This window comes from Bacillus cereus group sp. MYBK14-1 (assembly GCF_051916885.1).
In the GTDB taxonomy this organism is placed as follows: domain Bacteria; phylum Bacillota; class Bacilli; order Bacillales; family Bacillaceae_G; genus Bacillus_A; species Bacillus_A cereus.
Window position 1 is genome coordinate 141,088 of the sequence record NZ_JBQAHM010000008.1, and the last position, 22,180, is coordinate 163,267.

The following is a 22,180-nucleotide window of genomic DNA, read 5'->3' on the forward strand; positions in this document are numbered from 1 at the left end:
ATGATTTTCAATTATTTAATAAGATAGCGAAAGAAGAAGGAATTACCGATATATATTGTGTTTTTTTAAATTTCGTGTTGAGTTTATTAGGCACTTGTTATCTTCCTGACGGGACACAAATGCCAGGAACAAATCCCCAACATAATATAGCTACTTTTTTAAAGAAAAATCATATTAACATTCATACTACATTATATCCAGGTGGGGGATTGGATCCTTATACTTCTGTTGAATTTTTAAATATAGTATCTAAACATTGTAAAACAGTATTCTCTAATGCAAATGAGGTATTAAATACTATTCCCAATAGTATTTATGTCCCAGGAGTGATTAATACAGATTTTTATCATTATAATCAAAAGGTTATTTCTAAGCCAATACAGATCATATTTGCGGCTCACAATGCAGAAAGAAAAGGATTTCCTTTATTAGCGCAAGCATTTAATAAACTTGATGATCAATTTCATTTACATATTGTAGGAAACTGGGAAGGTAGCTTACATCTATTAACAAACAAGAATTATACTTTTTGGGGCATATTAGATTTCGAAAGACTAAAACACTTATATGAACAATCTCATATATTTATCTGTTGTAGTACAAAAGATAACTTTGCTATTGATGGATTTCCAACTACTGCTGCAGCTGATGCAATGGCGACAGGGTGTATTTTAGTTTCAACGAATCACCGAAACGATGATCGTATACTTAAACATGGTGAGGACTATCTGAAGATAGAAGAAGATAGCAATTCCATATTAAACAACTTATTATGGATTAAGATGAATTTTGAAAAAGCATTAGAGATTGGAAAGAGTGGTTCATTTAAAATGGATAAATATTTTAACTATAAAACAAATGTAAATTTCAAGCTATCTCATATATTTTATGTTTAATGACAATAAAGTTGTTGAATTGATAATAAAGTCATTTGAAAAAAAAATAAAGTTGTTTAAAAATGAAAAACGTTTTAATTCTTCACGCTTTTGGGATGGAGCAAGTTTTATACCATTTAACCATTGATCTAGTTCTGATTCATTTCTTTCCCCCTCGGTATCAAAAGCTCTCCCTAAAAGAAGATTAGTAGATACTTAATTTTTTTCCCCTGGTTCAAATAGATTTAATCTTATAGCTATACTAATTACATAATCGTTTCGTAGTCGGGTGAATACATGACAAACCAACAAAATGACACAAAACACAAGTTAAAAATATTTTGATCAAAAGAATGCCGATTTTTATATTCAACATATTGCATAAACTTAAACCTTAGTTATGGTTTTAAGTCTTTTTTGATGAAACACAAATGTAAAAAGTAAAGTGTTTTAAAGGTGTTGGCATATTTTCGATCGAATATTTATATTTAAAGGAGGTTAAGAGTCTATCAGGAAATCTATGTTAGTAAGAATTCTATATTTTAGCTCTATATTTTTGATCTGCCTATAACTATTAGATGTATCAAAAGTGACTTGATGTAATGTTTGATATCATTTTTAAAATTAGGGGGAGCATGCATGTATAAATATAGTATGATATTTATGTTAAGTATTTTATGTGTACTTTTTGGAGTATCTCATATAGCTTCAGCTGATAAATTATCTTATCCAGGGGATAGAATTGATATAACTACAAATTACATGAACAATGAAAACATTAACTTTGATCCATATAGTGGGAAATATATAGGGGATGTTTATAAAGTTACAAATGGAAAATTAGAAAAAGTTAACTTTCAAGAGTATTTAAATGATCAAGCAAAATCTAATGCTACTGTAAAAATGACAGAAGAAATGAAAAATCAAAATCAATCCATTAATAAATTAAATGATATTTCACCTATGGAGGTTAATTATCGCTGGTATGAGTTTGAGCGTACTGGCCAATATGAGTTTCACGCAGGGTGGGAGAGAGTGAGTGCGACGATTATGTGTCCATCGGCATCTGTAAGCTGTAGCATAGCACAACAATATTCTCTTACTAAATCTCAAAGTTGGAATGCAGGTTTTGGTATAGATTTAACAAAAAAAATAAAGACTAATGCTGGGTTCACATGGACCGATTCTGCTACTGTGTCGTCAACATATACTTTTACTATAAAACCTGGGGCACAGGGGTATGTAGCTTTTAATCCTCGATACAATCAAACTGTGGGTTGGGCAAAAACGTATGATTCTATTCGAGGACTTGTAAGTAAGGATTGGGTTGATGCACGATCTCCTTATAAACTTAATAATGGTCAATTGGATGGATGGGTTACATTCTTTTATGAGTGATTTTATAATTGGTGCCCTTTGCTACATAAAATCCAATAGAGTAAATAAATATGCCTCTCATGGTAGGCAATAGATTTTACTAAGCTTGCATAATTAGTGTTATAAACCGCCAGAGATGGCGGTTATTTTTATTTTCTGTAATGATATACTAATCCAGTGTCTACAATAACTAGGTGCAAAAGTACTATGGAAATTTATAGTTTGTTATTTCTGAATTAGCTGTAGAGCTTTCATCTGTTCTAAAAGAATTAAATTGTTTTGTTCAATCATCTTTGCCACAGCTTCAAAATGAGCTTGATTCTCAAGAATCTCAATCTGCTTCTCTTTAGGGAGTGATTGAAGTATCTCTTTTATTTCTTTACACTCGTATATGTTATTCTCTGAGTCTTCGATTAATTTATTGCGACGATTGGTGTATTCAAGTGCACCTAAAGTCGCTAATGCCCGAGGATCTAATCCTAGAATTTCCATGTATTCCTCTCCTTTCCTCTACAATAATTCAATAGGGGAAAGGAGAATCCTTTAATGATTTAGTAGAGTCTTTATATAGTTAGTGAGTATGTTATCTAGTAGGAATGTAGTAGGAATCTGCTTAAAACTCCTTAAAAATAATGAGAAGAAAGGAGAAATTATTAGATTACACTCTTTTTCCTTAAGAAATCTTCATATGGAATGGGATATGAATGAATAGAAAAACGAAATTAAAGAGATTTTTAACCGTTAAAATTATAGAGAATATTAAGAGGTTATCAGGCAAAATGTCTTAAAGTGTTTAAGAGTAGGAAGATATGTATCACTCGTTAATTAAAAAGTAAAAAGTTAGACATTAGAATAGGGAGAAGTGTCTAAGTAAGTTGCTTTTATAGATGAAATAGTGGAGCGTATGAAATTAAAACATGTTAAAGCAAATATAAGAGTGATCTCGATAGGTTAGGCTTAGAAAGTGGCTATTGAATTCGAAGAAGTCAAAATGTGAAAAGTTTCACTTATGTTAACCGGAATATCTATTACTTATTTACTCTATATAAAAAAGCAGCTGCACAAAAGTACAGCTAGTCTTCTTCACAAATTTATATGGCTTTAATGACGAATTGAGATTGAGGTATATATAGTAATTGAGCTGCCAAGGAAGTTGTTGTATTAGCAAATGGGTATGCTTCCTTATAAAGAAAATTACTATACACTATTTCATTCATTTCATAGGTCGTACACAGTTTTTTTAGGATTTTTTGAGAAATTTTATTTGTACAAGCAGCAATAAAATCATAATCTCTTTTACTTATTTCTTGAATGGCATGTGAAAGAAGGGTAGTGACTATACCACTTCCCATCCAATCTGGATGACAAGCGCCCATATCTAGATAGACCAATTTTTCTTTATCTAAATGAGAAAACTCAATAGATTCTGTCTCTAATGTATCTAAAAGTTGAAAAATAGGTTCCATTTGCGGGCATAGTTCAATCGCTTTCTCTGTATCTATTAGTGGCTGAGTTACTTTTTTTGTTAAAAGAACTCCAACAATTTGAAAATTTTCTATTGCTACAAATGACATAGCTTGAGATACAGCTTGTTTCATCATTTCTTCGCACATTTTGTGAAAAGGAGCAAAAGGAATTTGTAAACTGCTTACAAGAGGTTCGTTATTCACAAAGGAATGTGCAAGTAAGTGTGCTGCATCTTTCACGTGGTGTGTATCTAGTAGCTCTATATTCATATGTTTTTCCTCTTTTCCTGATATAGTAATTAAAAGTATTATTTAATTTAGTTAAGTTTAATTATTAAAGCGCTTACCAAAATGATTATTAAACATATGAATAAATCTGTTTAGTAGCAATCGAAATATGTTCATAAAGAAATCTTACAATATCATCTATACATTCAATAGTTGTATATGGAGAGATAGAAAAGAATTTTAATGTGGAAATTGAATTTCTATCACAACTGTTTATTGCATCTACTACACAAGAACGCGTTGTATCACCAAAAAATACTTGATCGCGATTTTTTCCTAGGTAATTAAATAGTTCTATATTTAATCGGTTTGTATCCTCAATTTCTTCTTTTGTTGCAAGACCTATTCGTTCTTTTTTCCAATTTTCTTGGCCATCTCCATTCATATAGAAACGGAAAGTTGTAATTGGTCCATATGTAAAATCATTTGTGATTGCGACTTGAGGTAGAGCTTCACGCAACTTCTCTCTAAATAATAGATTTACACGAATATAATTTGCTAATAATTTTTGATATCCTTCAATTCCAAAGGCTACTAGATTGATATACATCGGAATAGCACTACCAGCTCGTGAGCATTCTAAGGTATAGCCTGTATGATAACTACCATATGATCTATTACCAAGATAAGGTGTATCATCTTGTTCAATGTCCATCAGTTGTAAATCAGTATGATTTTTTACGATTAAAATACTTGAAGCATAAGGTGTTTGTCCTAATTTATGAAAATCAAAACATACACTATCTGCAAGAGACATATATTGCATTTTATCTTGTACGTATTGTAAGGCATTTTTTACAGTAGGTTCAAATGAGAGTGGATTTTCTGCAAAATTATAATTGTTAAAGAAGCTATAGAATCCGCCCATTGCAGAATCAGCATGGATATAAATAGGCTTTAATTTATATTTTTTCTGTATTGTTTCAGCGCTCTCTTTAATTTTTTTTATATCATCAATGGTAAATGTATCTGTGGACCCCATAGTAGCTAGAATATAGAGAGGGATACCGCCATTTTTAATAACCTGTATCATTTTATTCTCTAAATCTTCTATATCCATAGAATTTGTATAAGGATCAGTTTTTACTTTTATTAAGTGATTTGACCCGATGCCAGTTGCTTCAGCTGACTTTAATAAACTATAATGTGCATTTTCAGAAGCAAAGCAATATACATTTTGTGGAGCGCCATGTTCTTTTGCTGATGGGAATTGTTTAGAAATTGCTAAGCGCAAGCTCGAAAACACGCATCCTTGTCCACCCCATGTTGTATAGCCACCGCTATTATGCGGATTATAACCAATCAGTTTTGAAAGCATGGATACAACTTTTACTTCTGCTTCAGCTGCCCCTGGACCATATACGTCCCAAACACCATTACCATTTAAAAGGGCCATGGTTATTACACCTAATAGTGAAGGTATACTTGGTAGTGGTACAGCGTTAGACAAGTAATATTTATTTGGATAAGGATGACCATTCATAAATTGGTTTAGCTCTTCTATAACCTCAGACATAGTGATTCCAGCTAGTGGAATATGACTTTGGTGAATTAAGCCATTGTAGTATCCTTCGAATTTTTCCTCACATTTACCTAAAGTAGCTCGCTCTTCATTTTTTAATCGGTCAAGATTTTTAATTATTTTCTGCATAGATTCTAATAAAAGTTGTTGTTTTTCTTCATTTCCGTCAACGCTCGGAAATAGTTTTAAAATATCTTGCATGCAGTCACTTCTCCTTGTGAAAAACTGGATTTTTATTTTACTTGGTTAAACATAAGGGTATAATGATTTGTAATTGCCCTTTCGAACACTTAGAAATGAGGAGCAATTTAGAAAAAAATGTAATTCCATAGAAGATTATATGAACTATGGAATTTAAAGTAAAGAAAAATTTTTTGATTTATTTTAAAAAAGTAATTGTGAGATAATGAAGTTTCTAAAAATATTTCTGAATTAATTGTTTATTCGGTTTGGATGTTGCCCTAGCATGTATTCAACTAATATAATAGATATTTTTATATAATGTAGAACGTATTATAAGGTAGTTTAATAAAAGGGTTCAAATACCTTATAAACTGTAGATATTGTTGGGAAAAGATAAAAGAAATAGGTTGGAAGTGCTAAAGATATATTCTAGTGGAGAAGAAGTAGTAGTATGGATTTGGTAGAAAAATCAGCATAATTTTTTATCATTTTAGCCAAGAAGACTCCTTCCTCAAGGAACGCGAAGTGATTAGGTAGGAGATGAATTGGCTTCGGACAAGGGATGGCAGGAAGCCATCTTAATTGTTCGACATACATAAAGTGTTACGTCACTATCCATCGAATGTACGTTTGGTATATAATAATCATATACCGAAATGGAGGTGAATCAAATGATAATTAATAAAGCCTTTAAGTTTCGTATCTATCCAAATCAAGCACAAGCAAATCTAATTAATAAAACGATAGGTTGTTCTCGCTTTGTATTCAATCATTTCCTATCCCTATGGGATCACGCATATAAAGAAACTGGAAAAGGTTTAACATATGGTACATGCTCTGCCAAACTTCCTGCCATGAAGAAAGAGTTTGTTTGGCTCAAAGAAGTGGATAGTATTGCGATTCAGTCGTCTGTTCGCAACCTTGTGGATGCTTATACGCGCTTTTTCAAAAAACAAAACAGCGCACCGCGCTTTAAATCTAAGAAGAACAACGTACAATCTTATACCACAAAACAAACAAATGAAAATATTGCCGTTGTAGGGAACAAAATAAAGTTGCCCAAACTAGGCCTTGTTCGATTTGCCAAAAGTCGTGAAGTAGAGGGACGTATTGTAAATGCGACTGTTAGACGAAACCCTTCTGGTAGATATTTTGTGTCACTATTAGTTGAAACAGAAGTGCAAGAACTTCCGAAAACACATTCTTACATTGGGATAGATGTAGGACTAAAATATTTCGCCATTTTGTCAGATGGAACACCCTATGAAAATCCGAAGTTTTTCCGATCATTAGAAGATAAGTTGGCGAAAGCACAGCGTGTTCTTTCTAGAAGAATGAAAGGATCTTCTCGCTGGAATAAACAACGAGTAAAAGTAGCTAGAATTCATGAATACATATCAAATGCTAGAAAAGATTACTTAGACAAAATCTCAACTGAAATCATCAAAAGCCACGATGTTATCGGTATAGAGGATTTGCAAGTATCGAATATGTTAAAGAATCATAAGTTAGCAAAAGCAATTAGTGAAGTATCTTGGTCACAGTTTCGAACCATGTTGGAATATAAAGCAAAATGGTATGGCAAACAAGTCATTGTCGTATCGAAAACATTTGCTTCCAGCCAATTATGTTCTTGTTGTGGATATCAAAATAAAGACGTTAAAAATCTAAACCTACGTAAATGGGACTGTCCTTCTTGTCGTATGCACCATGATAGGGATATTAACGCAAGTATCAATATAAAGAATGAAGCAATAAGACTTCTAACCGCAAGGACTGCGGGGTTAGCCTAATCAATTAGAGTTCGATAGGACTCTTTACTTAGGAATCCCTCACTTCTAAACGAAGTGAAAGTGAGGGTAGTTCAAAGAAGAATAATTACTTGATCAAAGTTGTTTAATGAATTTAATTTTATTATCTAATAATAATGGACGAATTAAATGTGAAGAGTTTTCTTTAACCTGATTAGAATTTTTTGCACCAGGAATAGCAACTGAAATGGCTGGGTGAAGGAGAAAAAGATGAGAATAGATCTACCAGATAAAGTAACAAAATATGATCATGTAGATTTATATGATGAGAATGGGAGTAAAGTGGATATTAAAAGTACAGATGCTCTTATTCCATATAAAAAGTAAGAATTGAGGTCGAAAATGAACGTAAGGAGAATACAAGCAGAATTTGAAAAGTTACACTATTTTGATGCATGGGTTACTAAATTAGTATGCGACTATTTTGGTGATGAGGTATACCTAACTTATAAGAATGAAAATGGCGACGTAGATTTTCAATTTAGCGGTTGCTATAGAATAGATTTCAAACATAGCATGGGATATGTAAAAGAAAAACCAATAAAAACATTTACATATGAACAGTTACCATATTTTCTTCATGATATTGAAATTGGTGAAGTAGAAAAAGAGGGCTTGAAATTATATACCTGTAATATAATTATGCCCCCTATGGAATTAGAAATATGGTGTAAGGATATAAAAATTGAAAGCTAAGTATTATAATAAAAAACGCTCCAATTATTGTGAAAAATTTACAAGCATTGGATGTGAAAATACTAGGATTTCCTACAGGTTTCAATATGAGAATAAATCTTGCAAATGCATTTACGGACTGAGCTAATAGAATAGCAAGCCATAAGATTGATATTCCAGCTGCGAGAAATATTGATAACATTGATTTATGTAATGTGTTATATGATCTGGGTGTTCCACTGGAAAAAACGCTGAGTTTATAGCGGGCTAAAAGTCTACTAATCAATTCATGACAACATTCATAGACTTTGCTCCTATACTGAGATGAAATCTTAGCTGAAAATGAAAATCTGCCTTCATGGTATCCAGCTGAATTGTTTGAAGTATCTAACCCTTTACAGCCTTTAGAATGGTATTTTGCAGATCATAAACAAAGTAAAGTGACAACAATAGAATATATATGAGGTTATAAAGAATTATCTTTAAATGATAGGCAAGCTCTTGGTTTAATGGAAAGAGTGAATAAAGATATGGAAATATTTTTAAAGCGTAAAGCCGAAATTGATGAATTTGAGAGATAGTAAATGAATGAAGTAATTAATCTATAAAAAACGTAGAATTAAATATTTCTAGTTTTTTTGTACATAACATTTAAATAAACAGCTTATTTTTGAAAAAGTTGAAAGATAGTATTTATGTTGGCGCAAATATCTATTACAATGTACCCTATATAAAAAAAGTAGCTGCAAGTGCAACTACTTTTTTCACAAAAACATTATTATGCACATAACACCTTTAGCGTAGACTTGCGCTTAATGGTACTTGGGAATAAACTGTGAAATTGTTACCATAAGTACCGTGTCTTGAAAATGAGGAAGAAATTAAACCGTTCCAACTTTTGTAGGTAGATCCAGATGTATCTGCTCTTAGAAGTACATTTGAAAAGCTAGCCTGGCTAAAAGAATTACGTCCAGCATCTTCAACACCCTGAACCATTTTTACTGGTTCGTATTGAGAAAATGAGCCATATACAGGCTGATTTGCAAATCTAGGGCTTCCATTTACATACATAGTAACCGTACCATTTCCGTTATTAATTATTTTAAGGTTTACCCGATCACCATCTTTAATTGATGTATCATATTGTGTGTTCCAATACTTACTGTTTTGACCTGATTCATTATATCCTGAATTAAGAAATACTTTATATCCACTTGGTGTTTTTGAAATACCACCCTCAACTTTAGATGCTCCAATACCTAAATACCAATTCACATATCCATCTTTAACAACAACTGATTTTGGTAGATTTATATCAGCTGCAATCCCGGTATAACTACTATTTGTAACACTTTTTACAGCACCTTCTGTAGCTGCAAAACTAGTAGTTGAAAACATTGATAGAGAAATTAGAAGTGAACCAACTAGATACATCATTTTTTTCTTACTTTTTCTAAATACTTGATTCATTTTAGATCCCCCATATTTTAAATTATTAAATTGTATGGAAAGTTGGCCAACTAACTACAACTTACAAATTAAAGATATATCAGGTTTCATTTAATGTATATATTTTCCTGTTATAAGTCATTGAAATGTCAAATAAATTTGTTCTTTTATATTTATCAATATAGATGGAGTTGACAGAATAAAGTGGTATGTCTATTTAAATGTAAGAAGATTTTGTTAAGAATACTATTAAAACCTATAAATGTGTTGGTGATAATATGTACTACGATTCATTTAGGAGAGAAATATGGAATGAAAATAGGGGGGGGCAAAGGGGATATCTGAAATGTTTAGAAATGGATTAAAAACAAAGGAAATAAATGAATAATTTTTGTTAAGGAATTCATTGAAATAGTTCGTAGATGAAGGGAAATATATGATTTTAAAAGACATGGATTTCCTATATAAAAGAAGAAAGGGATCCAGTTATGGGAAATAAAAATACAAGATTAAAGTTAGATAATGCAGCTATTGAAGGGATGATAGAGGCATTAAAAGATGAAAATGAATGTTTACGTATGGAAGTCGATTATTTAAAGAAGTTAAAGGACTTCGTTCAAAAAGAGATGGAATTACGGAACAAGACAAAGAAAAAGTAACTTATCTTACAAAATTCGAAGGTATGGAACTTATTAAGATAGTATTAGATAAGTATAATGTTCATTACAATCGCAAAAAAATCAAAGTTCATTTAAAAAGAATGAGTCCAGTATAATACTGGACTCACATTCAAACAGCCGCTTAATTTTTTGTTTAATTCTTCAGGTCCAGTTCATCATAGGCGATCGATTGTTGGCTTGCTACGCTCAGTAATTGTTATTCTTTAACTCATCTTATATTACATTAGTTTAAGTATTGAGAGTAAAAGAATAGGAATAGAAAAATTAATGTTTTGCTAAATAATCTATTAAAGAAACTTAAAGGAATAACAAGTTCTCCTATTGTAAGGATTTTAAGTTTATCCTTATTTAGTCCTTTTATTAATTCTTTTAATGTTTGGAAATTTATTTTATTAACGAAAGACCAACTTGGCACAGCTTTTGTATCTGAACCTATTTTGAAAATGATATGAATACTATGTGCATGAAAACCGCTTATTATTAAAATAAGCATAAACCCTAAAATAATGAACCAAGTCATTTTTCAACATCTCCTTTCAGTATTTAATATTAAGATATTAAAACTGTTGAGAAAGTGTGCTGTTGTCCATGAAAAATATTGTGAATTTGTTGAGGAAATATTGAGAATGTTGCAATGCGATTGATTGTAGGGGAGTTAGAGTTAATAATGCTTGTCAGATTATATGCGTGAAAAAAGGAAATAGGAAAGAGAACAGTTGCGTAGACTGTTCTCTTAAGGAGCGGAAGTGCTGAACATTTTCAATGACAATGATTCAACCATTCCCCTAATAGTATGTGCAAATATTTATAATTTATACAAGAAAGACGGCTATTAAAAATAGCCGCCTTGCCCAGGGAGATTTCAAGAAAATTAGAGATTCATTATGGATACAGATTGGCTGTTACCAATCTACTCTTAGTATTGGAAATAATTACATAAATTATTCGTAGGTTAAAATCTTAATTCATTGTAGGATGAGTGACATGCAAAGTAAAAAGAGCACTTTTTAAAAGTGCTCTTTTTAAGATGTGCATTAGGACTTGAAAGAGGCATCAATGACAATTTAGAAGGAGATATTTCTATACAACATATGGAGGTACAATGGAAGGGTGACGATAAAAAATAAAAAGAGCAGTTAGAATGAACTAACTGCTCAGCTCTAGGGGAAATGAATGGTTTCAATTATCGAGACAATAAAAGGATAAGCAAAAAGGATTGAATTTGAAGAAAGTGTGTTGTTTTAATTGTATTAGGAGTTTTAATCATCGTATAACTATCTCCCCTATATGAATGGATAAATTGGAAAGAAGTCTTTGTATATCCTATAGGCTTAATTCTATGTATGATACTTGGACATTTTGGGTTACTAGAGTTTTATATATGAGTAGGGTTAGTATGTATTGTATGAGGTATCCTTAGGGCGATAGGAATTAGTGTTATATAGAAAGAATAAGTGCAGAGAGCATCTAAATGGGATGATTTTTTATTTTGCATAGAAAAAGGAACCCAGAAGGGTTCCTTTTCTTATTCCGATCTATCTTAAGCGCATATAAGACAATGTTATTTTACATCTTAATATTAGGAATTACAATAAAGAAGTAAAGATTACCGTGAGGTGGTGTAAATAGGAGAAAGAACCATAAGTATTCCTGCATGCTCTGGTTGTAATGAGCCTTGCATGTGGATATTAAATGTCTATTAAGTAAATTGGTCAAATTTTTTCTACAGGTGTTTCATAAAGGTAGATTAATTCGTAAATATGAAGTATTACGCTATAAGATAGAAATACTTACAAATTTTAAAAGAATTCCATTTGTGTACCAAGAAGCAAAATATATTTATGATAAAATATAGAAAAAGATGATTAAGAAGGGACAATTAAAGTGAAACCAACAATTTATGATGTTGCGGAAAAAGCAGGTGTATCAATAGCAACTGTATCCAAGGTAATTAATCAAACTGGGCGTATTAGTGAAAAAACAATAAACAAAGTAAATCAGGTAATGGATGAACTAGATTACCAGCCAAGTAGTGTAGCGGCAGCGTTAACAGGTAAAAAAACATATGCGATTGGGGTACTTGTCCCAGATATCTCAAACCCTTTTTTTGCTGAAGTAGCAAGAGCGTTTGAAAATAGTGCACGAGAATCAGGGTATACACTCATTTTATGTAGTACAGATCATCAAACAAAACGTGAGCACGAATACATTGATTTATTATTTAAAAAACAGGTAGATGGCATTATTATTGCAACGGAGTTAAATGATTATAAACTTGTAAAAAAAATCGTAAATCGAGATTTGCCGCTAGTACTATTCACTGTAGATCATCCTTCTATCACGACTCATGTTGTGACAACTGATGATATGAGGGGCGGTTATTTAGCTGGGAATTATCTGACGCAGAAAGGCCATACATCTTTAACGATTATGATGGAGAAGGATAGAAAAAGTAGCTTAGGGAGATTGACTGGTTTCAAACAAGCTCTTACAGATTCAGAGATTTCACTAGATGATGATGCTATCATTAGTTGCTATTCGACAGTGGAAGATAGCAAACGTGCAAGTAAAGAGTTACTTAATTTACCTAACAGACCCACAGCGGTTTTTGCTTGTACAGATTTGATTGCTATATGCCTTATGAATGAAGCAAGAAAACAAGGGCTTTCAATTCCAGAAGATTTATCAATTATCGGATTTGATAATACAATCTATGCTGAGATTGCAGATCCAGGGTTAACAACAATTGAACAGCCAATTAAACAAATGGCAGCCTGTACGTTTGAACAACTGCTAAAAACGATGGAAATGAAGGAACATGCTAAGCAAAAAATTACAATTATTCCTCAGTTAGTAGAGCGATCCTCAGTAAAGGATATTACATGATAGATTTTTTATAAGCCTATTTGAATGTAAAAAAAGAAGGTCATCGTAACTAAGTATAGTTAGGATGACCTTCTTTTATATATATAGGATTTATACAGAGAATTGCTCACCGCTTTTCGTATTTAAATCCTGTTCCATCTCATTTTCCTTTGGAATAGTAAGGAAATGAGTTAAAAATGCACCAAAGAAATACAAACCAGCAAAGATCCACATCACGCCGCCAACACCTAAAGGCCCGATGAAGGCAGTTACTACTAAAGGCCCAACAAATGCTGATAATCCTGAACCTAAATTTAAGACAGACATTGCCGCTCCTTTATTTTCAGGAGATAAAGATGGAACTAATGCTGTAAGAGGTACATAACCGGCAAGTGTCGCTCCGTAGCAACAGGCAACAAATAATATAGCCCAATAATTATGCCCTACCATTTGTGGCACATAATAGAGTGCAAGAGTTACAATTCCGCAACCGACTCCTCCGAACCATTTAATCGTATTTACCCAGCCAAACTTGTCTCCAACAATACCAAAAATAATATTAAACACCATATTTACAAAGAATAGAGTACCCCAAATTTGAAGCCATTCCGTCATCGTAAAATTATATTTCATCATATAGGTAGGTAGGAAAACAACAAATCCAAACTGAGCGGCCGAGTTTATAATTTTAACAATACCACCTATGCCAACTTTAGGATTTTCAAATGCGATGGTAATGCCTTTTAGTAATTCGCTTGATTTGTTAGCGCTTACGGTTTGTGCTTTAAACTTGTCCTTATTTACAACAATTGAGAATAATCCCCCGATGACAACAAAAATTAAAGCGCTCCATAATGTAGCGATTTCTCCGATTTTAGGAACCATATAGCTAGAATAAAAGGCTCCGATAACACTAAGCCCTAGCTGGAATACGAACCAGAACCAGCCAACTGCTCTTGAAAGCATTTGCTGAGGAGTACTGTAAGATACCCAAACTAGAAAAGAATAAGCAAATAAGGGATAACCAAACCCTCGTAGGGCATAGCAAATTAATATTACGGGATAATTCATATGTTGAATTCCTATACCGATGAATCCGATTGAACCTAAAATGAATGATACTAAACCAAACGTCATGACTTTTCTTGGTCCCCACATTTGTACAAATACCCCTGAAAACCAAGAAGAAGCAGATACAGTAATTCCGTAAATAGTAAACAAGAAAGCAGCGTGTTCTAGCGTTAGTCCTTTTTCAACGAGATAAGGGGATAACCATCCCTGTTCTAAACCATCCCCAATCATAAAAACAATAATCCCTATGTATCCCCAAGTTAAATTAGAAGGGATCCCAATCCTGTCCATAAATGTTTTGTTTGAACTAATAGCGTTCATTCTCCCACCACCAATAAGTTATTTTTGGTTAAGCGCTTAATTCTTTTTGATAAAAAAAGTATACGCTTACATTGTGAGGTCGTCAATTTAATTTTTTGACAATTTACAACTTTCTTTTATAGAGGCATTCTATTTACTTATTGGACAATAAAATAATAGTGAGTATGAAAAGAAAGAAATACCTTATAGATGGGGGTTACTATTTAAAAGGCTTGGTTTTGTTTGTTATATCAGTATTTTAAAAGAATATATTTATAGCTTTTTAGATTATTTATTTCTAATTATTATTCTTTATTTTTATGTAATACGTTTATTGAAGGAACTTAAAATTCGGATGAAAAGGTAAGTATTCAAAAAAATAAAAATGTTTTCAATTTAGAATCAAGTGTGTATAATGAAGAAAAATAGGGAAAGCGCTTAACTTAAATAATTACGCTAAACCTTATAGACTTTCATTTTTTTCTTAAATTTAAATAAAGAGGGAGAAATCATATGAATGTATTAACGATTGGAATTATTGGGGCTGGACGAATTGGGAAACTACATGTTGATAATTTGCAGCTGATGCCACAAGTGAAAATTAAAGCGGTTTCAGATGTTGTGATTAGTCATCTGGAAAAGTGGGCCGAGGATAAAGGGATTTCCACTCTGACTACAAACTATCAGGATTTATTAGCAGATCCAGAAATTGATGCTGTCTTTATTTGTTCACCAACAAATACACATGCGCAAATTATAAAAGAAGCGGCTCTTGCGAAAAAACATATTTTCTGCGAAAAACCTGTTAGTTTCTCAGTAGAAGAAACATTAGATGCATTAGAAGTAGTAAAAGAACAAGGGGTATCTCTTCAAGTAGGTTTTAATCGTCGTTTCGATCCTAACTTCAGGAAAGTCTATGATCTTATTCAACAAGGAGAAGTAGGACAACCGCATATTTTAAAAATTACGTCACGCGATCCACAACCACCAAGTATAGAGTATGTTCGCTCTTCAGGCGGATTGTTTATGGATATGATGATTCATGATTTTGATATGGCTCGTTATGTAATGAATAGTGAAGTTGTTGAAGTATTTGCATATGGAACAACATTAATTGATCCATCCATTCAGGAAGTAAATGATGTTGATACGGCAATTGTCACATTGAAATTTGCGAATGGAGCTTTAGGGGTAATTGATAATAGCCGCCAAGCTGTTTATGGATATGACCAGCGTGTGGAAGTATTTGGTGAAAAAGGCGCGGTTGCTGCGGATAATTGTTGCCCGACAACAGTACAAGTCTCAAAAACAGAAGGTGTTGTAAAAGATAAGCCACTTTATTTCTTCTTAGAGCGCTATACGCAGGCTTACATTGAGGAAGTAACACAATTTACAAAGTCAATTATAGAAGGACAAGCCGTTATTTGCAGTGGTAATGATGGATTACAAGCAGAGCGAATTGCGAAGGCTGCGAAGGAATCCTTACTAACAGGAAAACCCGTACAAATTAAACATAAACAGCCTGCATTAAATCAATAAAGAGGGTGCTTACTTCTAGATAGTTGAACTACTCACCACTTAACGTCCTTACGGACTGTTTGAAGTGGGAGATTCCTGCGAACACCGATGTATCCAACAGTTATCTTAGCAGGCTCTGCCCGTAGTCCCTACGGTGAAAACATAAGTATCTTGTACGTTGACTCACCACGTTTCCTACTTTAGCTTGGTTTTCGCAACTTCAGCAAACGTGGGGCGAAAGAACGTTGAAGATTTTACGGTTGCAACGTTTTTCTGCAACCAACCTCATATCTTCAGTTTTCAAAGAGCAATCTGTACAAGTATATAATAGCAAACATGTTGGCTTATGCCAACCGACATTCATCTCCCACCTAAAATTGGTGTTTTACACCTTCACATTTTGAGGAAGGAGTCTTTTGTCGGAAAACGATAAAGCATGGGAGGTAGTAATAATGAATCCACTTATTTTTAAAGAAGATTGTCCATTAGACCTAATTGCAGTTGGACGTCTATGCGTTGATTTAAATGCCAATGAAACACAACGTCCTATGGAAGAAACAAGAACGTTTACTAAATATGTGGGAGGATCTCCTGCGAATATTGCGATTGGTGCGGCACGTCTTGGCTTACAGACAGGATTTATCGGTAAAGTGTCCGACGATCAAATGGGCCGCTTTATTACAGGGTATCTACAGGACAATAAGATTAATACAGATCAGATATGTATCGACCGTACAGGTGCAGTGACAGGTCTAGCATTTACAGAAATTAAAAGCCCTGAGGATTGCAGTATTTTAATGTACCGCGACAATGTCGCAGATTTAAACCTTGATCCAACAGAGGTATCTGAGGACTATATTAAACAATCAAAAGCACTCTTAATTTCAGGAACAGCTTTAGCGAAAAGTCCTTCTCGCGAGGCGGTATTTTTAGCATTAGAATATGCGCGTAAGCATGATGTAGTTGTATTTTTTGATGTAGATTACCGCCCTTATACATGGCAGTCAGAAGCTGAAACGGCTGTGTATTACAACCTAGCGGCTGAAAAATCTGATGTCATTATTGGAACGCGTGAAGAATTCGATATGATGGAAAAACTATTAAACTACGAACAATCTAATGACCAAGTTACGGCTGAAAGATGGTTTTCTCATCATGCGAAAATCGTTGTAATTAAACACGGCGGGGATGGTTCAATCGCTTATACAAGAGACGGGCAATCTCACCGCGGCGGTATCTTTAAAACAAAAGTATTAAAGACGTTTGGCGCTGGCGACTCGTATGCTTCTGCATTTATTTATGGCCTAATGCAAGGGCTTGAGATTCCTCAAGCGATGCGATTAGGTGGAGCTTCTGCTTCGATTGTTATTTCTAAACATAGCTGTTCTGATGCAATGCCAACAAGAGCAGAGATTTCTGCATTCATGGAAACGGCTGAGGAATTGGTATAGAAACGTCATGAATCAATAAGCAAGTAAGGGCGTATCCTATTGGACGCTTCTACATTACATAAAAGGGAGAGAATGAATATGACAGTACAAACAGCACAAATTGTAAAAAACTACATTGGCGGCGAATGGGTAGAATCCATTTCAACTAAGATGGAAGCTGTATATAATCCTGCAACAGGAGAAGTAATCGCTCAAGTACCACTTTCAACAAAAGTAGATGTTGAACAAGCTGTATTAGCAGCAAATGAAGCATTCAAATCTTGGTCCAAAACAGCTGTGCCAAAACGTGCTCGTATTCTATTTAAATATCAACAATTATTAGTAGATAACTGGGAAGAGTTAGCGAAACTTATTACGATTGAAAACGGAAAAAGCTATAACGAAGCTTACGGTGAAGTTCTTCGTGGTATTGAGTGCGTGGAGTTTGCTGCAGGTGCTCCGACATTAATGATGGGAAAACAGCTACCTGATATTGCAACAGGTATTGAGTCTGGTATGTATCGTTACCCAATTGGTGTTATAGGCGGCATTACACCATTTAATTTCCCGATGATGGTTCCATGCTGGATGTTCCCACTTGCAATTGCTTGTGGTAATACATTTGTATTAAAACCTTCAGAGCGTACACCACTTCTAGCAGCAAGATTAGCTGAATTAGCTGAAGAAGCTGGTTTACCTAAAGGTGTATTAAATATTGTAAATGGCGCACACGATGTAGTAAATGGTCTTCTGGAACATAAATTAGTGAAGGCAATTTCATTTGTAGGTTCTCAGCCTGTCGCAGAATATGTATACAAAAAAGGAACAGAAAACCTAAAACGCGTGCAAGCATTAGCGGGTGCGAAAAACCATTCCATTGTATTAAATGATGCGAATCTTGAACTAGCAACAAAGCAAATTATTAGTGCTGCATTTGGTTCAGCTGGTGAGCGTTGTATGGCTGCTTCTGTTGTTACAGTAGAAGAAGAAATTGCAGATCAATTAGTTGATAGATTAGTAGAAGAAGCGAATAAAATTGTCATTGGCAATGGTCTTGATGAAGATGTATTTTTAGGCCCAGTTATTCGTGATAAACATAAAGAGCGTACAATTGGTTACATCGATTCAGGTGTAGAGCAGGGTGCTACATTAGTTCGTGATGGACGCGAAGATACAGCTGTAAAAGGAGCTGGTTACTTCGTTGGGCCAACAATTTTTGATCATGTTACAAAAGAAATGAAAATCTGGCAAGATGAGATTTTTGCTCCTGTTTTATCTATTGTTCGTGTGAAATCATTGGATGAAGCGATTGAAATTGCCAATGAGTCTCGTTTTGCAAATGGAGCTTGCATTTATACCGATAGCGGGGCAAGTGTACGTCAATTTCGTGAAACAATTGAATCAGGTATGTTAGGTGTGAATGTTGGGGTTCCGGCGCCAATGGCATTCTTCCCGTTCTCTGGCTGGAAAGATTCTTTCTATGGTGATCTTCATGCGAATGGTACTGACGGCGTTGAGTTTTATACAAGAAAGAAAATGCTTACATCTCGTTGGGAAAAGTAATCATGAAGAGAGAAGTAGACTCTTTCTAGTTGTTTGTAAGCGAAAGTAATGCAAGTGGTAAAACATAAGAAGGAAGTATTAGGAGTCTTTCAAATTCCTAATACTCCTTTTTCATATGCAGAATGACTGTTAGAGATAGAAAGGAGCAAATTATATGCAAACTGTTAGAATGACGACGGCACAAGCTTTGGTAAAGTTTTTAAATCAGCAATATGTAGAGTTTGATGGAAAGCAACAAAAGTTTGTTAAGGGAATCTTTACGATTTTTGGTCATGGAAATGTAGTAGGCCTAGGTCAAGCTTTAGAAGAAGACGCAGGGGAATTAGAAGTATATCAAGGGAGAAATGAGCAAGGAATGGCAAATGCTGCAATGGCTTTTGCAAAACAAAAACATAGAAAACAAATTATGGCATGTACTTCTTCAGTTGGTCCTGGATCAGCAAATATGATTACCTCTGCAGCAACAGCTTCTGCAAATAATATTCCCGTTTTACTGCTTCCAGGTGATGTATTTGCAACGAGACAACCTGATCCTGTTCTTCAACAAATTGAACAAACGCATGATTTATCTATTTCTACGAATGATGCTTTCCGTGCGGTAAGTAAGTATTGGGACCGGGTGAATCGTCCTGAGCAATTGATGACAGCTATGATTCAAGCCATACGTGTTTTAACGAATCCGGCAGATACAGGTGCTGTAACAATTTGTTTACCACAAGACGTCCAAGGGGAAGCTTGGGATTTTCCAAGTTACTTCTTCCAAAAGCGTGTTCATCGTATTGAACGTCGTCTACCTACAAAAGCCAGTTTAGTGGATGCGGTAGAAATGATTAAGAAAAAGAAAAAGCCAATTATGATTTGCGGTGGTGGTGTAAGATACGCAGAAGCGGCAGAGGAACTCAAACAGTTTGCTGAAACATTCCGTATTCCATTTGGAGAAACGCAAGCTGGGAAAAGTACGATTGAAAGCAATCATCCATATAATCTTGGCGGCATTGGGGTAACTGGAAATTTAGCAGCTAATACAATTGCAAAGGAAGCAGATCTTGTTATTGGGATTGGGACAAGATTTACTGATTTTACAACGGCATCTAAGCAATTGTTCCAGAATAAAGAGGTTGAGTTTTTAAACATCAACATTTCGGAATTCCATGCGAACAAACTTGATGCATTGAAGGTTATAGCGGATGCGAAAGAAGCGCTTCTTGCTTTAATAGATGAACTGCAAGTAATTGAGTATCAATCTAGTTACACAGTAGAAATCGCTGATGCAAAAGAGGCTTGGGAAACAGAATTAGCACGTTTGCATAACATTCGCTTTACAAGCCAAGATTTTAAACCAGAAGTTGAAGGTCATTTTGATGAGGATTTAAATGAATATGTAGACGCACTTGGTACAGAATTAACACAGACTGCGGTCATTGGACAAATCAATACATTACTTGATGAAGATGCAATTATTGTTGGTGCAGCAGGAAGTCTTCCAGGTGATTTACAAAGAATGTGGGCAGCAAGAAAACCTAATACCTATCACATGGAGTATGGGTACTCTTGCATGGGCTATGAGGTTGCAGGTGCACTTGGTGCAAAACTAGCTGAACCATCGAAGGAAGTATATGCAATGGTAGGGGATGGCAGTTATCAAATGCTTCATTCTGAGCTTGTCACAAGTCTTCAAGAAAATAAAAAAATTAACGTCTTATTGTTTGATAACTCCGGATTTGGCTGCATTAATAACTTACAAATGGGCAACGGTATGGGCAGCTTTGGAACAGAATTTCGCTACCGAAACCAAGAAACACGTAAATTAAACGGGTCTATTATGAAAATTGATTTTGCAGCTAGCGCGGCTGGATATGGTGTAAAAACGTATCATGTTACATCTATAGAACAATTACAGGAAGCGCTTAAGGATGCAAAAAAACAAACAGTTTCTACATTAATTGATATTAAAGTATTACCAAAAACAATGACCAATGGATACGATTCATGGTGGCATGTAGGTGTTGCAGAAGTATCTAATAGTCCAAGTGTACAAGCTTCGTATGAGAGTAAAATAAGTAACTTGCAAAAGGCAAGATCATATTAGATTAGGACACAAAGAGAGCTTTTATCTACATGCATATTGTCTAGGAAGCTCTCTTTTTAACAATCAGATAAGAGAAGTTGGCAAGATTCTATAACATTTTGCGAAGAGGAGAGACAAGGGGATGTTCAAAGAAAATACGATTAAGCTTGGAATTGCACCAATTGCTTGGACAAATGATGATATGCCGGAGCTAGGAGCAGAAAATACGTTTGAACAATGTATTAGTGAAATGGCACTAGCTGGATTTAATGGAAGTGAAGTAGGTAATAAATACCCGAGGAATACAGCTGTATTGAAAAAATCTTTGGAATTACGAAACCTAGAGATTGCTAGTGCATGGTTTAGTGCCTTCTTGACAACGAAGCCGCTTGAAGAGACGGTACAAGCATTTATTAAGCATAGAGATTTCTTGCATGATATGGGTGCAAAAGTCATCGTTGTTTCAGAGCAAGGACATAGTATTCAAGGTTTAATGGATGTACCACTATTTCGAAATAAACCCGTTTTTACAGAAGAAGAGTGGGGAAAGCTAGCGGATGGGTTACATCAACTCGGTAAATTAGCTCAGGAAAAGGGGCTACATATTGTATACCATCACCATATGGGTACGGGTGTTCAAACAACGGCAGAAATTGAAAAGTTAATGGATATGACGAATCCAGAGCTTGTATCCCTACTTTTTGATACAGGTCATCTTGTTTTTTCAGGAGAAGAGCCGCTTTATATTTTGAAAAAATATTTACCTCGTATTAAACATGTACATTTAAAAGATATTCGCCAGGAAGTAGTAGATGCTGTAAAGGGTAACGATTTAAGCTTCTTACAGGCGGTGAAGAATGGTGCATTTACAGTTCCTGGAGATGGCGTAATTGTATTTGATGAAGTGTTTACTATCCTTGCGAACTCTGAGTATAAAGGATGGTTTGTGGTAGAAGCAGAGCAAGACCCAGCTTTAGCGAATCCTTTTGAATACGCATTAAAAGCTCGAAAATTTATACAAGAAAAAGCAGGTTTGTAA

17 protein-coding genes and 4 pseudogenes are annotated in these 22,180 nt (G+C 34.2%); 13 read left to right on the top strand and 8 right to left on the bottom strand.

The features are described from left to right. The first annotated feature begins 77 nt into the window (after nucleotides 1–77). A complete protein-coding gene (locus ACTFR3_RS20440; RefSeq protein ID WP_440044794.1) occupies nucleotides 78–896 on the top strand; it encodes a glycosyltransferase in 819 nt (272 codons plus the stop codon). Nucleotides 897–962: 66 nt separating this feature from the next. Here the strand turns inward: ACTFR3_RS20440 and ACTFR3_RS20445 are convergent. Then, nucleotides 963–1,091, bottom strand: a pseudogene (locus ACTFR3_RS20445) (helix-turn-helix domain-containing protein); the annotation flags it as partial. A gap of 423 nt (nucleotides 1,092–1,514) precedes the next feature. Between ACTFR3_RS20445 and ACTFR3_RS20450 the strand changes: the two are divergent. Further along, nucleotides 1,515–2,273, top strand: a complete 759-nt coding sequence (locus ACTFR3_RS20450; RefSeq protein ID WP_440044761.1) for a hypothetical protein — start codon at nucleotides 1,515–1,517, stop codon at nucleotides 2,271–2,273. Between the two features lie 204 nt (nucleotides 2,274–2,477). Here the strand turns inward: ACTFR3_RS20450 and ACTFR3_RS20455 are convergent, their stop codons facing one another. From ACTFR3_RS20455 to ACTFR3_RS20465, 3 genes are all read right to left on the bottom strand, one after another. After that, complete coding sequence (locus ACTFR3_RS20455) at nucleotides 2,478–2,744, bottom strand: hypothetical protein (RefSeq protein ID WP_440044762.1); 267 nt, start codon at nucleotides 2,742–2,744, stop codon at nucleotides 2,478–2,480. 599 nt (nucleotides 2,745–3,343) lie between these two features. Next, nucleotides 3,344–3,988 carry a hypothetical protein gene (locus ACTFR3_RS20460; RefSeq protein ID WP_001019440.1) on the bottom strand — a complete coding sequence of 215 codons (645 nt, stop codon included), beginning with the start codon at nucleotides 3,986–3,988 and terminating at the stop codon, nucleotides 3,344–3,346. A gap of 88 nt (nucleotides 3,989–4,076) precedes the next feature. Next, a complete protein-coding gene (locus ACTFR3_RS20465; protein ID WP_440044763.1) occupies nucleotides 4,077–5,729 on the bottom strand; it encodes a pyridoxal phosphate-dependent decarboxylase family protein in 1,653 nt (550 codons plus the stop codon). Between the two features lie 653 nt (nucleotides 5,730–6,382). Between ACTFR3_RS20465 and tnpB the strand changes: the two genes are divergently transcribed. After that, nucleotides 6,383–7,504 (top strand): IS200/IS605 family element RNA-guided endonuclease TnpB, encoded by a 1,122-nt coding sequence (gene tnpB / locus ACTFR3_RS20470; RefSeq protein WP_440044765.1) that lies wholly within the window; start codon nucleotides 6,383–6,385, stop codon nucleotides 7,502–7,504. 93 nt (nucleotides 7,505–7,597) lie between these two features. Here the strand turns inward: tnpB and ACTFR3_RS20475 are convergent. Next, nucleotides 7,598–7,726, bottom strand: a pseudogene (locus ACTFR3_RS20475) (aldo/keto reductase); the annotation flags it as partial. 138 nt (nucleotides 7,727–7,864) lie between these two features. Between ACTFR3_RS20475 and ACTFR3_RS20480 the strand changes: the two are divergent. The 3 genes and pseudogenes from ACTFR3_RS20480 to ACTFR3_RS20490 all read left to right on the top strand — a co-directional run. Then, complete coding sequence (locus ACTFR3_RS20480; protein WP_017658203.1) at nucleotides 7,865–8,218, top strand: hypothetical protein; 354 nt, start codon at nucleotides 7,865–7,867, stop codon at nucleotides 8,216–8,218. A gap of 11 nt (nucleotides 8,219–8,229) precedes the next feature. After that, a pseudogene (locus ACTFR3_RS20485) lies at nucleotides 8,230–8,430 on the top strand (hypothetical protein); the annotation flags it as partial. A 96-nt stretch (nucleotides 8,431–8,526) separates the two neighbouring features. Beyond that, nucleotides 8,527–8,778: pseudogene (locus ACTFR3_RS20490) on the top strand (hypothetical protein); the annotation flags it as partial. A gap of 214 nt (nucleotides 8,779–8,992) precedes the next feature. Here the strand turns inward: ACTFR3_RS20490 and ACTFR3_RS20495 are convergent. Beyond that, complete coding sequence (locus tag ACTFR3_RS20495) at nucleotides 8,993–9,667, bottom strand: hypothetical protein (RefSeq protein WP_048538695.1); 675 nt, start codon at nucleotides 9,665–9,667, stop codon at nucleotides 8,993–8,995. Nucleotides 9,668–10,134: 467 nt separating this feature from the next. On the opposite strand from ACTFR3_RS20495, the gene ACTFR3_RS20500 reads away from it, so the two are divergent. Beyond that, complete coding sequence (locus ACTFR3_RS20500; protein ID WP_017657691.1) at nucleotides 10,135–10,305, top strand: hypothetical protein; 171 nt, start codon at nucleotides 10,135–10,137, stop codon at nucleotides 10,303–10,305. A 244-nt stretch (nucleotides 10,306–10,549) separates the two neighbouring features. Here ACTFR3_RS20500 and ACTFR3_RS20505 read toward each other — a convergent pair whose 3' ends face one another. Further along, nucleotides 10,550–10,846, bottom strand: a complete 297-nt coding sequence (locus ACTFR3_RS20505) for a hypothetical protein (RefSeq protein ID WP_000219733.1) — start codon at nucleotides 10,844–10,846, stop codon at nucleotides 10,550–10,552. A 1,364-nt stretch (nucleotides 10,847–12,210) separates the two neighbouring features. Here ACTFR3_RS20505 and ACTFR3_RS20510 point away from each other — a divergent pair. Continuing rightward, nucleotides 12,211–13,212 carry a LacI family DNA-binding transcriptional regulator gene (locus ACTFR3_RS20510; RefSeq protein ID WP_440044767.1) on the top strand — a complete coding sequence of 334 codons (1,002 nt, stop codon included), beginning with the start codon at nucleotides 12,211–12,213 and terminating at the stop codon, nucleotides 13,210–13,212. Nucleotides 13,213–13,302: 90 nt separating this feature from the next. Here ACTFR3_RS20510 and ACTFR3_RS20515 read toward each other — a convergent pair whose 3' ends face one another. Then, nucleotides 13,303–14,583: an MFS transporter gene (locus ACTFR3_RS20515; protein WP_017657689.1), complete on the bottom strand. Its 1,281-nt coding sequence runs from the start codon at nucleotides 14,581–14,583 to the stop codon at nucleotides 13,303–13,305. A 492-nt stretch (nucleotides 14,584–15,075) separates the two neighbouring features. Here ACTFR3_RS20515 and iolG point away from each other — a divergent pair, with 492 nt between their 5' ends. The 5 genes from iolG (at nucleotide 15,076) to iolE (ending at nucleotide 22,180) form a co-directional block, all read left to right on the top strand. Then, nucleotides 15,076–16,101, top strand: coding sequence for an inositol 2-dehydrogenase (gene iolG, locus ACTFR3_RS20520; RefSeq protein WP_440044768.1), 1,026 nt, complete (start codon nucleotides 15,076–15,078; stop codon nucleotides 16,099–16,101). A gap of 431 nt (nucleotides 16,102–16,532) precedes the next feature. Further along, complete coding sequence (gene iolC, locus ACTFR3_RS20525) at nucleotides 16,533–17,531, top strand: 5-dehydro-2-deoxygluconokinase (protein ID WP_016135862.1); 999 nt, start codon at nucleotides 16,533–16,535, stop codon at nucleotides 17,529–17,531. Between the two features lie 78 nt (nucleotides 17,532–17,609). Next, nucleotides 17,610–19,073, top strand: coding sequence for a CoA-acylating methylmalonate-semialdehyde dehydrogenase (locus ACTFR3_RS20530; RefSeq protein WP_322361277.1), 1,464 nt, complete (start codon nucleotides 17,610–17,612; stop codon nucleotides 19,071–19,073). Between the two features lie 154 nt (nucleotides 19,074–19,227). Continuing rightward, a complete protein-coding gene (iolD, locus tag ACTFR3_RS20535) occupies nucleotides 19,228–21,162 on the top strand; it encodes a 3D-(3,5/4)-trihydroxycyclohexane-1,2-dione acylhydrolase (decyclizing) (protein ID WP_098529611.1) in 1,935 nt (644 codons plus the stop codon). Between the two features lie 121 nt (nucleotides 21,163–21,283). Then, the gene (gene iolE / locus ACTFR3_RS20540; protein WP_322361278.1) at nucleotides 21,284–22,180 is read left to right on the top strand and encodes a myo-inosose-2 dehydratase; all 897 of its coding nucleotides are present in this window, start codon (nucleotides 21,284–21,286) and stop codon (nucleotides 22,178–22,180) included.

Coding starts and splice junctions, on each gene's coding strand:
- ACTFR3_RS20515 (WP_017657689.1), bottom strand. CDS start 14,583: ATGAACGCTATTAGTTCAAACAAAACATTTATGGACAGGATTGGGATC.
- ACTFR3_RS20500 (WP_017657691.1), top strand. CDS start 10,135: ATGGGAAATAAAAATACAAGATTAAAGTTAGATAATGCAGCTATTGAA.
- iolC (WP_016135862.1), top strand. CDS start 16,533: ATGAATCCACTTATTTTTAAAGAAGATTGTCCATTAGACCTAATTGCA.
- iolG (WP_440044768.1), top strand. CDS start 15,076: ATGAATGTATTAACGATTGGAATTATTGGGGCTGGACGAATTGGGAAA.
- ACTFR3_RS20460 (WP_001019440.1), bottom strand. CDS start 3,988: ATGAATATAGAGCTACTAGATACACACCACGTGAAAGATGCAGCACAC.
- ACTFR3_RS20450 (WP_440044761.1), top strand. CDS start 1,515: ATGTATAAATATAGTATGATATTTATGTTAAGTATTTTATGTGTACTT.
- iolE (WP_322361278.1), top strand. CDS start 21,284: ATGTTCAAAGAAAATACGATTAAGCTTGGAATTGCACCAATTGCTTGG.
- iolD (WP_098529611.1), top strand. CDS start 19,228: ATGCAAACTGTTAGAATGACGACGGCACAAGCTTTGGTAAAGTTTTTA.
- tnpB (WP_440044765.1), top strand. CDS start 6,383: ATGATAATTAATAAAGCCTTTAAGTTTCGTATCTATCCAAATCAAGCA.
- ACTFR3_RS20495 (WP_048538695.1), bottom strand. CDS start 9,667: ATGAATCAAGTATTTAGAAAAAGTAAGAAAAAAATGATGTATCTAGTT.
- ACTFR3_RS20530 (WP_322361277.1), top strand. CDS start 17,610: ATGACAGTACAAACAGCACAAATTGTAAAAAACTACATTGGCGGCGAA.
- ACTFR3_RS20465 (WP_440044763.1), bottom strand. CDS start 5,729: ATGCAAGATATTTTAAAACTATTTCCGAGCGTTGACGGAAATGAAGAA.
- ACTFR3_RS20505 (WP_000219733.1), bottom strand. CDS start 10,846: ATGACTTGGTTCATTATTTTAGGGTTTATGCTTATTTTAATAATAAGC.
- ACTFR3_RS20480 (WP_017658203.1), top strand. CDS start 7,865: ATGAACGTAAGGAGAATACAAGCAGAATTTGAAAAGTTACACTATTTT.
- ACTFR3_RS20455 (WP_440044762.1), bottom strand. CDS start 2,744: ATGGAAATTCTAGGATTAGATCCTCGGGCATTAGCGACTTTAGGTGCA.